Origin of the sequence: Burkholderia contaminans (assembly GCF_029633825.1) — a bacterium.
GTDB classification, from domain to species: Bacteria; Pseudomonadota; Gammaproteobacteria; order Burkholderiales; family Burkholderiaceae; genus Burkholderia; species Burkholderia contaminans.
Window position 1 is genome coordinate 330,398 of sequence record NZ_CP090641.1, and the last position, 14,107, is coordinate 344,504.

Annotated in this window: 13 protein-coding genes; 8 read left to right on the forward strand and 5 right to left on the reverse strand. The window is 67.8% G+C overall.

Going from position 1 to position 14,107, the window contains the following annotated elements; all coding sequences use genetic code 11:
- Positions 1-597: 597 nt before the first annotated feature.
- Positions 598-1,500, reverse strand: coding sequence for a LysR family transcriptional regulator (locus LXE91_RS19280; protein ID WP_039351088.1), 903 nt, complete (start codon positions 1,498-1,500; stop codon positions 598-600).
- Entirely contained in the window at positions 1,493-1,621 is a 129-nt protein-coding gene (locus LXE91_RS19285; protein ID WP_256093502.1) for a hypothetical protein, read from the reverse strand. The genes LXE91_RS19280 and LXE91_RS19285 overlap by 8 nt, the downstream gene beginning before the upstream one ends.
- Between LXE91_RS19285 and LXE91_RS19290 the strand changes: the two genes are divergently transcribed.
- Together LXE91_RS19290 and LXE91_RS19295 are read left to right on the forward strand one after the other, a co-directional pair.
- Positions 1,614-2,552, forward strand: coding sequence for a 2-hydroxyacid dehydrogenase (locus tag LXE91_RS19290; protein WP_039351090.1), 939 nt, complete (start codon positions 1,614-1,616; stop codon positions 2,550-2,552). The two genes, LXE91_RS19285 and LXE91_RS19290, sit on opposite strands and share 8 nt — an antisense overlap.
- 73 nt (positions 2,553-2,625) lie before the next feature.
- Entirely contained in the window at positions 2,626-3,990 is a 1,365-nt protein-coding gene (locus LXE91_RS19295) for an MFS transporter (protein ID WP_039351093.1), read from the forward strand.
- A 49-nt stretch (positions 3,991-4,039) separates the two neighbouring features.
- Here the strand turns inward: LXE91_RS19295 and LXE91_RS19300 are convergent, their stop codons facing one another.
- Positions 4,040-5,008, reverse strand: a complete 969-nt coding sequence (locus LXE91_RS19300; RefSeq protein WP_039351095.1) for a LysR family transcriptional regulator — start codon at positions 5,006-5,008, stop codon at positions 4,040-4,042.
- A gap of 363 nt (positions 5,009-5,371) precedes the next feature.
- On the opposite strand from LXE91_RS19300, the gene LXE91_RS19305 reads away from it, so the two are divergent.
- The 4 genes from LXE91_RS19305 to LXE91_RS19320 all read left to right on the forward strand — a co-directional run bounded on the left by LXE91_RS19305 (position 5,372) and on the right by LXE91_RS19320 (position 9,722).
- The gene (locus LXE91_RS19305) at positions 5,372-6,547 is read left to right on the forward strand and encodes an HPP family protein (protein ID WP_039351098.1); all 1,176 of its coding nucleotides are present in this window, start codon (positions 5,372-5,374) and stop codon (positions 6,545-6,547) included.
- 131 nt (positions 6,548-6,678) lie between these two features.
- The gene (locus tag LXE91_RS19310; RefSeq protein WP_039351101.1) at positions 6,679-7,092 is read left to right on the forward strand and encodes a MarR family winged helix-turn-helix transcriptional regulator; all 414 of its coding nucleotides are present in this window, start codon (positions 6,679-6,681) and stop codon (positions 7,090-7,092) included.
- A gap of 19 nt (positions 7,093-7,111) precedes the next feature.
- Positions 7,112-8,899 (forward strand): chloride channel protein, encoded by a 1,788-nt coding sequence (locus LXE91_RS19315; RefSeq protein ID WP_039351105.1) that lies wholly within the window; start codon positions 7,112-7,114, stop codon positions 8,897-8,899.
- A gap of 487 nt (positions 8,900-9,386) precedes the next feature.
- Complete coding sequence (locus LXE91_RS19320) at positions 9,387-9,722, forward strand: hypothetical protein (protein ID WP_046196524.1); 336 nt, start codon at positions 9,387-9,389, stop codon at positions 9,720-9,722.
- A 90-nt stretch (positions 9,723-9,812) separates the two neighbouring features.
- Here LXE91_RS19320 and ppnP read toward each other — a convergent pair whose 3' ends face one another.
- Both ppnP and LXE91_RS19330 read right to left on the reverse strand, forming a co-directional pair.
- A complete protein-coding gene (gene ppnP, locus LXE91_RS19325; RefSeq protein ID WP_006478890.1) occupies positions 9,813-10,133 on the reverse strand; it encodes a pyrimidine/purine nucleoside phosphorylase in 321 nt (106 codons plus the stop codon).
- Between the two features lie 209 nt (positions 10,134-10,342).
- The gene (locus LXE91_RS19330; protein WP_039351118.1) at positions 10,343-11,245 is read right to left on the reverse strand and encodes a LysR substrate-binding domain-containing protein; all 903 of its coding nucleotides are present in this window, start codon (positions 11,243-11,245) and stop codon (positions 10,343-10,345) included.
- Positions 11,246-11,427: 182 nt separating this feature from the next.
- Between LXE91_RS19330 and LXE91_RS19335 the strand changes: the two genes are divergently transcribed.
- Positions 11,428-12,612, forward strand: coding sequence for a M20 aminoacylase family protein (locus LXE91_RS19335; RefSeq protein WP_039351122.1), 1,185 nt, complete (start codon positions 11,428-11,430; stop codon positions 12,610-12,612).
- A gap of 44 nt (positions 12,613-12,656) precedes the next feature.
- On the forward strand, positions 12,657-13,976 hold the full coding sequence (locus LXE91_RS19340) for an MFS transporter (RefSeq protein ID WP_039351126.1): 1,320 nt from the start codon (positions 12,657-12,659) through the stop codon (positions 13,974-13,976).
- The last annotated feature ends 131 nt before the right edge of the window (positions 13,977-14,107 follow it).

A 14,107-nucleotide genomic window follows, 5' to 3' on the forward strand; every position in this document is an offset into this window, starting at 1 on the left:
CCGGTGCCGCCGGGCAGTCAGGCAAGCCGGCGGCGCAATGCAAGGATGGGCGCGACGGACGTCACGAGACGCCGGTGTAGGCGCCGTTCGGGATGCGGTGGTGAGGAGCGGCAGACGACGCTGCGATGCGGCGCGCCGGACGGGCGCCGTTCATCGTCGCGGCTCGTGCGCGGACGGGAAAGTGTACCGATGCACGGTACGAAACGGGATGACGGATACGTGACGCGACAGGCGTCGGGTGAAGCGTTGTTCCGGCGGGCCGACAAACGCGGGGCCGGTATTCCGGTACGAGTGCGTAAAGGCTCATCGTTGTTCTTCTGCGTATCGCGGGTGCAGGAACCGCGCGGCCGGCGCGTCCCGCTCCAAATGCACGGACGTATCCTGCGCCGACCGGCATGCAGCGTCAAGCAGTTGTCGCAGTGCAGCGACGCACTGCGTTCCTCCGTTGGAACACCGGTTGCGAACCGGCTTTCAGCACGGTAAGGATTCGCAGGACTGCGACCTGTCGTGCTCGGTCAGGATTGCTTGCCATCGCTTGCGCAAGCTTCCGGATTGAAAGCTTGTCACATCGAACGGACGTATTCCGGGCGTACGCCGTTACGCACCGCCCTGCTCCTGCGAGAGGAACCGCTCGACCATCGCGTTGAACACCGGCAGCGCCGGATTGTCGTTGTCCGCGCGCCACGCGAGATACAGCTCGGCCGCCACGTCGGCGCCCGCCAGCGGCCGGAACACCACGCCGTCGACATGCAGTTCGCGCGCCGACGCCGGCACGAGCGCGGCGCCGAGCCCCGCGCGCACGAGGCCGAGGATCGTATGCGTCTGCCCGACGTAATGCAGGTAGTTCGGCAGCCGCCCCGCGTTCGCGAAGACGCCGGAAATCAGGTCGTGGAAGTACTTCCCCTCGTTCGGCGAATACGCGATGAACGGCTGCCGGTCGAGATCGTCGGGACCGATGCGCTCGCACGCGGCGAGCGGCGCGCCCTCCGCGACCGCTACCAGCATCGGCTCGCGCTGCACGAGCCGGTATTCGAGCGGCTGGCGCGCGGCGCGCTGGCGCACGAAGCCGGCGTCGAGCATCCGCGACGCCAGCGCATCGATCTGCACGGTCGACACCATCTCGCGCAATTCGATGTCGACGTCCGGCAGCGCGTGCGCGGCGTGCGCCAGCAGCATCGGGATCATCCGGTACGCGCTGACCGCCGTGAAGCCGAGCGTGATGCGGCCGGCGCCGCCGTGTGCGACGCGCTGCGCGGCCTGCTCGGCCCGTGCGGAGAATTCGAGGATGTGCCGCGCGTCGCGCAGAAAGCGCTCGCCGGCCGCGGTCAGGCTGACCTGCCGGCTGCTGCGTTCGAGCAGCGCGATGCCGAGCGCATGCTCGAGCAGCTGGATCTGCCGGCTGAGCGGCGGCTGGGTCATGAAGAGCCGTCGCGCCGCACGGCCGAAATGCAGTTCCTCGGCAACCGCGACGAAGCAGCGAAGCTGGTGCAGTTCAATCATCCAATTCTTGAATCAATCGATAGTCTTTTGATGTTAGACGGATATCGATGCGATTTCTATACTCGGTTGCACCTGATGCACGGCCCGCGCCGCGCAAGCCGACCGAGACCTTCATGACCATCGACATCCTCCTCACCCAGCCGCTCCCCGACGCCATCGACGCCGAACTGTCCGCCCGTTACGCGGTGCACCGGCTGTATGCGGCCGAGCAACCGGACGCGCTGCTCGATCGCGTCGCCGCCCGCATCCGCGGTGTCGTGACCGGCGGCGCGAACGGCCTCGCCGCCACGCTGATGGACCGGCTGCCCGCGCTCGAGATCGTCGCGATCAGCGGCATCGGCACCGACGCCGTCGATCTCGACCGCGCGCGGGCACGCGGCATCCACGTGACGACGACGCCCGACGTGCTGACCGACGACGTCGCCGACATGGCGATGGGGCTGATCCTCATGACGCTGCGCGACCTCGGCGCCGGCGAGCGCATCGTGCGCGCCGGCCGCTGGGGCAAGACGGTCCAGCCGCTCGCGACGCAGGTGACCGGCAAGCGTCTCGGCATCGTCGGGCTTGGTCGCGTCGGCCGTGCGATCGCACAGCGCGCGCAGGCGTTCCGGATGCCCGTGAGCTACTTCGGCCCGCGCGAGCATCGCGACAGCGACTATCGCTTCGTGCCCGACCTCGCCGCGCTCGCGCGCGACAGCGACGTGCTCGTGATCGCGGCATCGGCCGATCACGGCAACGTGCTCGTGACCGCCGACGTGCTCGCCGCGCTCGGCCCCAAAGGATTCCTGATCAATGTCGCACGCGGCAAGCTGGTCGACGAAGCCGCGCTGATTCGCGCACTCGCCGACGGCACAATCGCCGGCGCCGGCCTCGACGTATTCGCGAACGAGCCGCACGTACCGGCCGAGCTGCTCGAGCTCGACCGTGTCGTCGTGCAGCCGCACCGTGCGAGCGCGACCCACGAAACGCGCGAAGAGATGGGCCGGATCGTGCTGGCCAACCTCGCTGCATGCTTCGCGGGCCAGCGCCCGCCGACCAGCGTCACGCGCTGATCACGGCGCACCGCTGCGCGGCCCCTCGTTACAACACCGGATGCCTCCGCTCGACGGAGGCCAGGAGACACGCATGCCCAATCGATCCAGCGGCGCCGCCCTCGCCGCGTCGCCCGCCGCCTCGCGCACGATCGGACGCGTCCGCTATGCGGTCCTCGCGCTGATCTTCGCGGTCACCGTCATCAACTATGCGGACCGCGCGACGATGTCGATCGCCGGCACCGGCGTCGCGCATGACCTCGGGCTGACGCCCGTGCAGCTCGGCATCGTCTTTTCCGCGTTCGCGTGGGCCTATGCGATCGGCCAGATCCCGGGCGGCTGGCTGCTCGACCGCTTCGGCGCACGGCGCGTGTACGGCCTGAGCCTGCTGCTGTGGTCGGTCTTCACGATGCTGCAGGGCACGGTCGGCTGGCTCGCCGTGCAAGGCGCGTCCGCCACGCTCGCGCTGTTCGTGATGCGCTTCATGCTCGGCCTCGTCGAATCGCCGGCGTTCCCGGCCAACTCGAGAATCGTCGCGTGCTGGTTCCCGACCGCCGAACGCGGCACGGCATCTGCCCTGTTCAATTCGGCGCAGTACATGGCCGTCGTGCTGTTCACGCCCGCGATGGCGTGGCTCACGCATGCGCTCGGCTGGGAGCACGTGTTCCTGTGGATGGGGATGCTCGGCATCGCGCTCGCCGCGCTGTGGTTCGCGTGGTATCGCGAACCGCACGGCCACCCGCGCGTGAGCGACGCGGAGCGCGACTACCTGCGCGCGCACGGCGCGCTCGTCGATCTCGAAGCGAACCGCGTGCGCCATCGGCCGCGCGTGTCGTGGCACGACGTGTCGCAACTGTTCCGCCACCGCAACCTGTGGGCGATCTACGTCGGCCAGTACTGCATCACGGCACTCACCTACTTCTTCATCACGTGGTTCCCGATCTACCTGATCAAGGGGCGCGGGATGACGATCATGGAGGCCGGCTGGGTCGCCGCGCTGCCGGCGATCTGCGGGTTCACGGGCGGCGTGCTCGGCGGCGTGCTGTCGGACTGGCTGATCCGGCGCGGCATGCATCCGTCGAAGGCGCGCAAGACGCCGTTCGTCGTGGGGATGGCGATGGCGACGCTGCTCGTGCTTGCGAACGGCGCAACGTCGAATGCGGTCGTGATCGCGCTGATGACGATCGCGTTCTTCGGCAAGGGGCTCGCGGCGGTCGGCTGGGCCGTGCTCGCCGACACCGCGCCGGAAGGCATGGTCGGCCTGAGCGGCGGCGTGTTCAACGGCCTCGGCAACATCGCCGGGATCGTCACGCCGCTCGTGATCGGCTATTTCGTCGCCAGCACCGGCTCGTTCGCCGGCGCATTGTGGTTCGTCGCCGCGCACGGGTTGCTCGGCATTGCCGCCTACGGATGGCTCGCGGGGCGCTTCGAGCGGATTCGCATCGCGCCGCGCGCATGAACCACGCCGCGGCACCTGCGGTTCGCGCGGCGCACGCCCGCGCGGATCGTCACGCGCGCTTGCGGCCGCCCGGCATCTGTTCGGTCGTCAGCCGGTCGAGTTCACGCAGGTCGTTCTCCAGCGCGGGCGTGAGCGTCGTGCGCAGGTGATCGAGGAACGTGCGGATCTTCGCGTCGAGATAGCGGCGCGTCGCGTAGACGGCGTACACGCTCACCGTCTGCAGCCGGTACTCGGGCAGCACGCGGATCAGCCGCCCTTCGCGGATGTCGTCGAGCACCGTGTACAGCGCGACGCAAGCGATCCCGCGCCCGGCGCGCACCGCGACGCACAGCGCGTCCGGCACGTTGACCTGAAACGGCGCGGGCTGTAGCTCGTAGACAGCCTCCTCGCCATCGCTGCGCTCGAGCCGCCATTCGCCGGCCGGCGATGCGGGCGTATCGAGGCGCAGGCACACGTGGTTCGGCAATTCGTCGGGCGACTGCGGCGTGCCGTGGCGCGCCAGGTATTCGCGCGACGCGACGAGCACGCTGCAGCTCGTGCCGCAGGTCTGCGCGACATAGCCCGAATCGGGCAGTTGCGACGCCGTCACGATCGATACGTCATACCCCTCCTCGACGAGATTCGGCATCCGCTGCGCGAGCGTCAGCTCGACCGACACGTCCGGGTTGTCCTCCTGGTAACGGACGATCGACGACACGACATGACTCTGCCCGAGCCCCGTCATCGCATGAATGCGCATCTTGCCGCTCGGCCGCAGCAATGCGTTGCGCGCCTCCGCGTTCGCGTAGTCGATTTCCGCGAGGATCGATTTAGCGCGCTCGAAATAGCGTTCGCCGCTTTCGGTGAGGCCGAGGTGGCGCGTCGTGCGATGCAGCAGCCGCGTCTGTACGTGCGCTTCGAGGTTCGATACCGCGCGGGAAACCTGCGCGGTGGTCGCGTCGATTTCCTTCGCGACCGCAGTAAAACTGCCGGATTCGACAACGCGCACGAACAGGCGCATGTTTTCGAGCATGTCCATTGAATTGGCTTCGGGGGAGTCAGTGGGGAGGCGTCGGCAGCGCTCGCGTCAGGTGGGGAACGGAACGCAGCCGCGAACCACGTCGAATCGATCACCGTGCCGGGGGAAAGGCGGGAGAGCGGGCATCGCGTACGGGGTTCTGGCATGACGGGGGATTCAGTGGCCCGAATTGTACGCCGCTGCAGACAAATTTGCGCTGGTTTCCGGCCCGCAACCTCTCATCCGATGAAAGGTTCTTGCAAGCAATGCGCGTCGCGCACGTGCAACGGCTTGATGCAGCACGACAATTTGTATCACAACACGATATAATTCGCGGCTCGTCGCTGCGCGCATCCGCGCCGTCACCTTTATCGCTTACCGTCCATGTCGTCAGGCTCCCCTTCGTCGCGCCGCACGTTGCGGCAATGGCTGCACAGCTTCATTCCCCATCCGATGTCGCTGGGCTGGCGCGAGCGCCTGCGTTCGTGCACGGGCGCGCTCGTCGGCATCGCGACGGTCGGCGTGACGATGCGGCTGCTGCCCGGCGTGCCGGGCCTCATGCCGCTGCTCGTCGCGCCGATGGGCGCGTCGGCCGTGCTGCTGTTCGCGGTGCCGGCGAGCCCGCTTGCGCAACCGTGGTCGATCATCGGCGGCAATCTCGTCGCGGCGACCGTCGGTGTCGCGTGCGCACAGTGGATCGCCGATCCGATCACGGCCGCTGCGGTTGCAATCGCCTGTGCGATCGGCGGCATGTTCGTGCTGCGCTGCGTGCACCCGCCGTCGGGCGCCGTCGCGCTCACGGCCGTGGTCGGCGGCCCCGCGATTCATTCGCTCGGGTTCAGCTTCGTGCTGGAGCCGATCGCGCTGCAATCGGCCATCCTGCTGTCGGCCGCGCTCGCCTATCATGCGCTGACCGGGCACCGTTACCCGCATGGCGGCGTGCGCCCGGAAGCGAAACCGCAGGCAGGCGGCGCCGCACCGGCGCGCGGCGGCTTCACGCGCGGCGACCTCGATGCGGTGCTGAAGCGCCGCGGCGAATGGCTCGACGTCGATCCGGACGATCTCGAGGCGCTGCTGCGCGAAACCGAGATGCAGGCCTATGCGCGCACCTTCGGCCAGCTCTCGTGCGCCGACCTGATGACGAGGCATGCGATCGAAGTCGCACCGTCGACGTCGGTGACGGCCGCGCTCACGCTGCTCGACCGCCACCGCGTGAAGGCGCTGCCGGTCGTCGACGGCGAAGGTCGCCTGACCGGCATCGTCACGCGCGCCGACCTCACGCGGCAGTTGCGCCGCCCGGCCCCGCTGTGGCAGCGCCTGTCGGCACGGCTGCCGCAATCGCTCGGCGGCCAGGCGGCGAGCGTCGCCACCGTGATGACGCGCGATGTCGCGTGCGTGCCGGAAACGATGCCGATCACCGCGCTCGTTCCGCTGTTTACGCATTCGGGCCACCACCACATTCCGGTCGTCGATGCATCGCGCCGGCTCGTCGGGATCATTACCCAGACGGATCTCGTCACCGGCCTCTATCGCCAGGCACACATGCTCGAGGCCGCGTAGCGCATGCCGCGCACGTAACGCCACGCAGCAGCCAACGCGACACCGAATGCATTCATTTCGCCATAATTCGGCCATTTATATCATGTCGTGATATATTTATCGCTACCGAAACTGACTATCCGACCGCCCCGATGAACGATACCCGACGCGCGCTGGCGAAAAGCGATTTCCAGCAACTGTCCGAGTTCCGCTACCAGATGCGCCGCTTCGAGCGCTTCTCCGAACGCGCCGCGCAAAGCGAAGGCGTGACGCCGCTGCAATACCTGCTGCTGCTGCACATCAAGGGCTATCCGCATCGCGAATGGGCAACCATCGGCGAACTCGCGGAACGCCTGCAGGCGCAGCATCACGGCGTCGTTGCGCTGGTCACGCGCTGCGAATCGCTTGGCCTCGTGAAGCGCAAGACGAGCGAAGCGGATCGCCGGCAGGTCGAGGTCCACCTCGAGCCGGCCGGCGAGACGCTGCTCGCCCGTCTCGCGGCCATGCATCGCGCCGAGCTGAAGTCGCTCAAGGGCGCGTTCCAGGTTCCCCAGATCGATTACTGACCCTGCCCCTTCCACTCCGATGAACGCACCCCACAAACGCGATTTCGCGACCAACGACCGCCTGCCCAGGATCGCGTTGCTCGCCGCCGCGATCGGCCTGCTCAGCACGCTGGCCGCATTCGTGCTGTTGAGCCTGATCCACCTGTTCACGAACCTGTTCTTCTACCAGCAGTTCTCGTTCGCCGACCGCTCGCCGGCGAACCACACGCTGGGCGCATGGGTGATCGTCGTGCCGGTGATCGGCGGGCTGGTCGTGGGGTTGATGGCGCGCTTCGGTTCGGAAAAGATCCGCGGCCACGGCATTCCCGAAGCGATCGAGGCGATCCTGTTCGGCAAGAGCCGCATGTCGCCGAAGGTCGCGATCCTCAAGCCGCTGTCGTCCGGCGTCGTGATCGGCAGCGGCGGCCCGTTCGGCGCCGAAGGCCCGATCATCATGACGGGCGGCGCGCTCGGCTCGCTGATCGCGCAGTGCGTGCACGTCACCGCCGCCGAGCGCAAGACGCTGCTCGTCGCCGGCGCGGCCGCCGGCATGACGGCCGTGTTCGGCACGCCGGTCGCCGCCGTGCTGCTCGCGGTCGAACTGCTGCTGTTCGAATGGCGTCCGCGCAGTTTCCTGCCGGTCGCGCTCGCCTGCGCGGTGGCCGGTTTCGCCCGCGCCGTGTTCTTCGGCGTCGATCCGCTGTTTCCGCTGACCACCGCCGCGCCGACACCCGTCGCGCTGCTGTCATGCATCGTCGCGGGCCTGCTGGCGGGCATGCTCGCATGCGGCCTGTCGGCGGCGCTGTATCGTGTGGAGGACACCTTCGCAAAACTGCCGGTGCACTGGATGTGGTGGCCCGCGCTCGGCGCGATCGTGATCGGCATCGGCGGCTGGCTCGAGCCGCGCGCGCTCGGCGTCGGCTACGACGTGATCGGCGACCTGTTGCATCAGCACATCGCATTGAAGATCGCGCTCGCGCTGCTGCTCGTGAAGGCCATGATGTGGGTGATCGCGCTCGGCTCGGGCACGTCGGGCGGCGTGCTGGCGCCGCTGCTGATGCTCGGCGCCGGCCTCGGCACCGTGCTGTCGCCGATGCTGCCGGGCGGCGATCCGGCGCTGTGGCCGCTCGTATGCATGGCCGCGACGCTCGGGGCGACGCTCGGTGCCCCGCTGACCGCAATCGTGTTCGCGTTCGGCCTCACGCACGACACGAATGCACTGCTGCCGCTGCTCGCGGCGACGCTCGTCGCGCACGGCTTCGCGACCATCGTGATGAAGCGCTCGATCATGACGGAAAAGATCGCGCGCCGCGGTTATCACATCTATCGCGAATACGGCGTCGATCCGCTCGAGCGGCACGACATCGGCGAAGTGATGACGTCGGCCGACCTGCTCGTCGCGATCGACGGCGCAGCGACGCTCGATATCGTCGAGTCGCAGTACTTCGGCGCGAAGCAGACGCACCGTGCGTACCCGGTCGTGCAGAATGGCCGCCTGCTCGGTCTCGTCGATCGCGCGACGCTCGATGCGCAGCGCGCTCAGGCCGCGGCCGACACGCCGATCGCGGCCGCATTCGCCAACCATGCGCCTGCGGTCGCGCAGGCGCACGAAACGTGCCGCGTCGTCGCGTCGCGACTCGCGATGCTCGGCCTCGAACGCCTGCCCGTCGTCGCCGACGAGCAATCGATGCGTCTCACGGGCATCGTGTCACGCAGCGACCTGATCAAACCCGCACTCCAGCACTTCGACGACGAACAGAAGCGCGAACGCTTCCGCCCGATCGTCCCGGCCAACCTGCGCGACATCGGCACGCGCAAGGCCGGCTGACTCACCTGGCGGCGCGGCACTCTCACCGCGCACGACCCGCTCGCGTCACCTTCCGCCCGATGCGGCACGCCCCTCGTGTGCCGCATCGCATTCCGTCGCTTCCCGTGTTTAAAGTTGGTTAACAATCAGACGGGCGAAAGTTTGTCATCATGGTACTCATGCGACGGGGCCAACAAACAATCCAGCCATTCCACTTCGCAATCAAATAAAGAGTCACGGCACGGCATGCAGACGCATGCCGCTCGCCGCGACCGTCACGTCACCACACGACCGGGCAGCGCGCCGACCACGCAGCGCATGACGTCGTGCCGCACACGATACATGCCGCGCCGCAGCAAAGTGCACAGCATCGCAACCGCCCATTTGGCAAGCGCGTTAACAACTTGTTTCGGAATAGCCGGAACCGTGCTCTGCCAATGCAATCTCACTTGTACGCAGTCCTGTGCTGCGCATCCCACTCAATCAATCACGACTCGAGGGAGATAACGTGAACGCGAAATACTTACCGCTCATCGCATTGACCGTGGCATTTTCTGCTCATGCAGCCGATTCTGCCCTGCAGAACGTGGGACAAAGCCAGAAACCCGCCGACGAGGTCGCGCAGTGCATCGCGAAGACCTGGGCCGACAAGTCGCAGCAACAAGTGACGTCGCAGTATGAACTCGCGAACGGCCTCGCGATGGCCGTCTATGCGCCGGGCCAGCAGCCGCCGAACGGCGCTGCCGCCGTCGTGCGCCCGGCCAACGCCGCGAATGCGAAAACCTGGGTCGGTTTCCGCGGCGGCGATGCATCGTCGGCCGGCGACATCAACGCCTGCCTGTAACGAGAACAGGCGCTCCGGATGGCCATGGCGCCATCCGCTTGCTACAAGCCCCGCTTCGGCGGGGCTTTTCTTTTTCTGCGCGGCTGCGTGTTACAGGTAGCTGCAGACGTAATCGAGCGTCTCGAGCACTTCGATGTCGAAGCGGCTCTTGCCCGGCACCGAGAACGATTCGCCGGCGCCGTAGGTCTGCCATTCGCTGCTGCCGTCGAGCTTCACGCGGCACTTGCCGGCCTGCACTTCCATCAATTCGGGGGCGTCCGTGCCGAAGTTGAGCGCGCACGGCAGGATCACGCCGAGCGTCTTGCGCGTGCCGTCCGGGAAGAGCACGGTATGCGACACGCACTTGCCGTCGAAATAGACGTTCGCGCGCTTGACGACCGATACGTTGTCGAATTGGGTTGCACTGGTCATGAAATGCCTCTGATTGCTGGATGCCGGATGGCGATGTTGTTGGAGGCCGGCCGGAGCGGCGGGCCGGCCGCTATGATACCGGCTCGCGCGGCATGTGCCGGAATGGCGGGCCCGCCGCGCAAGCCGCGTGCCCGTTACACCATGGCAACGCCTCACGGATAATCGTCAGGATGACGATGCATTTAGGATCGTCAACCGCGGGCGCCGGTTCACCGCAGCCCCTTGCGCCGCGCGGAATCACGCAGGCAGTCGAGCAGCATCGCCGCCGCCGGGGTCAGCGGGCTGTCGCGGCGCGTGATGACCTGCACCGAGACGCCCGGCAGGCGCTCGCGGATCGGCAGCACCGCGAGCTGGTCGCGCGCCCACTCGGCCTGCAGCAATTGCTCGGGCATCGACGCGATCAGGTCGCATTCCATCATCAAGCTGCGCGCGAGCCCGAAGCTCGGGCATTCGACGACGCGCGCCGGCACCGGCAGCCCGTAGGCGACGAACGAATTGAACAGCACCTGCGTCGAGCTTTCCGGCGACGGGTTCATCAGCCAGTCGGCCTCGACGAGCTCGGCGAGCGACGTGGCCGACGCGAGCGGATGCCCCTTGCGGGCGACGATCAGCGACCGGCTGGCATAGAGCTCAGCGTGATCGAATTCGGCGGCCAGCAGTTCGGGCACGACGACGGCCACCGCGAAGTCGAGCGAGCCATCATGCAGGCGCGGCAGCGCGACGCCCGGAAACCCTTCGATCAGGTTGACGCGCGCCACCGGGAAGCGGCGCCGGAATGCGCGAAACGCGTCGGGCAGGATCGTCACCGCGGCGGCTGGCGTGATCGCCGCCGCGACGGAGCCCGTCATCGCGCCCTGCGCCTGCTCGATGTCGTCGCGGGCGCGCTGCATTTCGGCGACGATCAGCCGCGCGCGCACCTGCAATTGCTGGCCGAACGCGGTGAGCTGCACGCCGCGCGCGGTGCGCACGACGAGCGACACGCCGAGTGCGATCTCCAGTTCCTTGACCGCCTTCGTCAGCGCCGCCGGCGACACGTTCAGGCGCCGCGCGGCCGCGCGAATGCTGCCCTCTTCCGCGACGGTGACGAACGCTTTCAACTGATGGTATTTCATGGCGGCAACGCGTGACCCGTGGAAACCCTGTGCTGCGCGGCAGACGCCGGCTCAGGGTATTCCCGAGCGGCAACCGGTGGTGAGCACCAAAGCAATTTATCAGCTTCTGGTGCACAAAAGAAATTTATATGCTTGCTCGTCACAGGTGCGTCAAACGCCCCACCTGCCCCACAGGAGAGACCATGCTGCAAGCCGTGAACCCCGTCATCCCCGGTATCGCCGCGATCGCACCCGAGCTGGTCGAGGTGCGCCGCCGCATCCACGCTCACCCCGAACTCGCGTTCGAGGAAACGCTCACGAGCGATCTCGTCGCCGAACTGCTCACCGGCTGGGGTTATGACGTGCATCGCGGCATCGGCAAGACGGGAGTGGTCGGCGTGCTGCGCGAAGGGCAAGGCACGCGCACCGTCGGGCTGCGCGCCGACATGGATGCACTGCCGCTCGCGGAAACCACGGGCCTGCCGTACGCCAGCCGCCACGCGAACAAGATGCACGCATGCGGCCACGACGGCCACACCGCGATGCTGCTGTGCGCGGCGCGCCACCTCGCGGCCACGCGCCAGTTCTCCGGCACGCTGAACCTGATCTTCCAGCCGGCCGAGGAAAACTTCGGCGGCGCGAAGGCGATGATGGACGACGGCCTGTTCGACCGCTTCCCGTGCGACGCGATCTTCGCGATCCACAACATGCCGGGCCGCGCGGCCGGCGACATGGCCTTCCGCACCGGCGCCGCGATGGCGTCGGCCGACCGCGTGACGATCACGCTGCGCGGCGTCGGCGGCCACGGCGCGATGCCGCATTTCGCGCGCGATCCGATGTCGGCCGCGGGCAGCATCATGGTCGCGCTGCAGACGATCGTCGCACGTGAGGTCGATGCGCAGCATGCGGCCGTGATCACGGTCGGCAGCGTGCAGGCCGGCGAGACGTTCAACATCATTCCCGAAACCGTCACGATGAAGCTGTCGGTACGCGCGCTGAACGCCGACGTGCGCGCGCTGCTCGCGCGCCGCATCGAAGCGCTCGCGAAAGGCCAGGCGGAAAGCTTCGGCGTCACGGCGGAAGTCGACTACGACTACGGCTACCCGGTGCTCGTCAATCACGCGGAGCCGACCGCGTTCGCAGCCGACATCGCGCGCCGGATGCTCGGCGCCGAACGCGTCGAAACCGACACCGCGCCGTTGATGGGCAGCGAGGATTTCGCGTTCATGCTCGAAGCGCGCCCCGGCTGCTATGCGTTCATCGGCAACGGGATCGGCAGCAAGGGCGGCTGCATGGTGCACAACCCCGGCTACGACTTCAACGATGACATCCTCGCGATCGGCGCGAGCTACTGGGTTCGCATCGCCGAAGCCTGGCTCGCGGCCTGACGCCCCTTCACCCCATCGTTTCGCGCCCAACCGGGGAGCCCCACATGGAAACGTCCGCCCTTTCGTTCGCCAGCACGCCGGTCGATGCCCGCGCCGCCGCGAAGAAACGCCGGCTGATCGCGGCCGCCGCCGTCGGCAACGCGCTCGAGTTCTACGACTTCACGGTCTACAGCTTCTTCGCGATCCTGATCGGCAAGCTGTTCTTTCCCGTGCATTCGTCGTTCGGGCAATTGATGCTCGCGGTCGCGAGCTTCGGCGTCGGCTTCGTCACGCGCCCGCTCGGCGGGCTCGTGATCGGCATGTATGCCGACCGTGCCGGCCGCAAGAAGGCGATGATCCTCACGCTGCTGCTGATGGCGCTCGGCACCGCGACGATCGCGGTCGCGCCCACCTTCGCGCAGATCGGGCTCGCCGCACCGCTGCTGCTCGTGCTCGCGCGCCTGCTGCAGGGGTTCGCGTCGGGCGGCGAAGTCGGCGCGTCGACGACGCTGCTGCTCGAGCAGGCGCCGCAGCATCGTCGCGGCTTCTACGCATCGTTCCAGTTCTCGAGCCAGGGGCTCGCCGCGCTCGCCGGTGCGCTGACCGGCGTCGCGCTGACGTCGACGCTGAATGCCGCGCAACTCGAAAGCTGGGGCTGGCGCGTGCCGTTCATCATCGGCACGCTGTTCGTGCCGCTCGGCTACTGGCTGCGCCGCACCGTCGAGGAAGTGCCGGCCGCCGCGCCTGCCGCCGCGCGCGACGAGCCGGTTGCATCGCTGCCGCTCGCCGACGTGCTGCGCCATCACGGCAAGGCCGTATTCGCAGGCCTCGGCGTGACGATCGGCGGCACGTCGATCCACTACATCATCGTGTTCTACATGGCGATCTACGGCGTGCAGGTGCTGCACCTGCCGACCTGGCTGTCGATGACGGCCGGCTGCGTCGCGGGTGCAATCCTGATGCTCGTGACGCCGATCGGCGGCCACCTGTCCGACGTCTACGGGCGCAACCGGATCGTCTGGTGGACGCGTATCGTGCTGATGGCTGCGATCTATCCGGCGTTCGTCGCGCTGAACCGCTGGCCCGGCGCCGCATCGCTGCTGTCGATCATCGCCGCGCTGTCGATCGTGCATGCGATCAACATCGGTGCGACGGGCGCGATGCTCGGCGAACTGTTCCCGCGTGCGGTGCGCGCGACCGGCGGCGCGCTCGTGTACAGCATCGGCGTCGCGATCTTCGGCGGCTTCGCTCAATTCTTCGTCACGTGGCTGATCGCGGCGACCGGCAATCCGAACGCACCTGCGTGGTACGCGATCGGCTGCGGTGCGATGACGCTGCTTGCCGTGCGCTGCATGGATGAAAAGGCCGGGAAGGCACTTGACTGACCGGTGGCCGATGCGCGATGCGCGATTGACGTGGTGCGCGCGCATCGTGCATGATCGCTCCATGCGCCACATCACGACCACCACCTCGACCACGACGCGCACGACCGCCTTCGGCGGGCTCGTGCGGCGAG

Bases quoted from the DNA above. Each gene is read 5' to 3' on its own strand.
- LXE91_RS19280 (WP_039351088.1), bottom strand. From the start codon at position 1,500: ATGATTGAACTGCACCAGCTTCGCTGCTTCGTCGCGGTTGCCGAGGAA.
- LXE91_RS19290 (WP_039351090.1), top strand. From the start codon at position 1,614: ATGACCATCGACATCCTCCTCACCCAGCCGCTCCCCGACGCCATCGAC.
- LXE91_RS19285 (WP_256093502.1), bottom strand. From the start codon at position 1,621: ATGGTCATGAAGGTCTCGGTCGGCTTGCGCGGCGCGGGCCGTGCATCA.
- LXE91_RS19295 (WP_039351093.1), top strand. From the start codon at position 2,626: ATGCCCAATCGATCCAGCGGCGCCGCCCTCGCCGCGTCGCCCGCCGCC.
- LXE91_RS19300 (WP_039351095.1), bottom strand. From the start codon at position 5,008: ATGGACATGCTCGAAAACATGCGCCTGTTCGTGCGCGTTGTCGAATCC.
- LXE91_RS19305 (WP_039351098.1), top strand. From the start codon at position 5,372: ATGTCGTCAGGCTCCCCTTCGTCGCGCCGCACGTTGCGGCAATGGCTG.
- LXE91_RS19310 (WP_039351101.1), top strand. From the start codon at position 6,679: ATGAACGATACCCGACGCGCGCTGGCGAAAAGCGATTTCCAGCAACTG.
- LXE91_RS19315 (WP_039351105.1), top strand. From the start codon at position 7,112: ATGAACGCACCCCACAAACGCGATTTCGCGACCAACGACCGCCTGCCC.
- ppnP (WP_006478890.1), bottom strand. From the start codon at position 10,133: ATGACCAGTGCAACCCAATTCGACAACGTATCGGTCGTCAAGCGCGCG.
- LXE91_RS19330 (WP_039351118.1), bottom strand. From the start codon at position 11,245: ATGAAATACCATCAGTTGAAAGCGTTCGTCACCGTCGCGGAAGAGGGC.
- LXE91_RS19335 (WP_039351122.1), top strand. From the start codon at position 11,428: ATGCTGCAAGCCGTGAACCCCGTCATCCCCGGTATCGCCGCGATCGCA.
- LXE91_RS19340 (WP_039351126.1), top strand. From the start codon at position 12,657: ATGGAAACGTCCGCCCTTTCGTTCGCCAGCACGCCGGTCGATGCCCGC.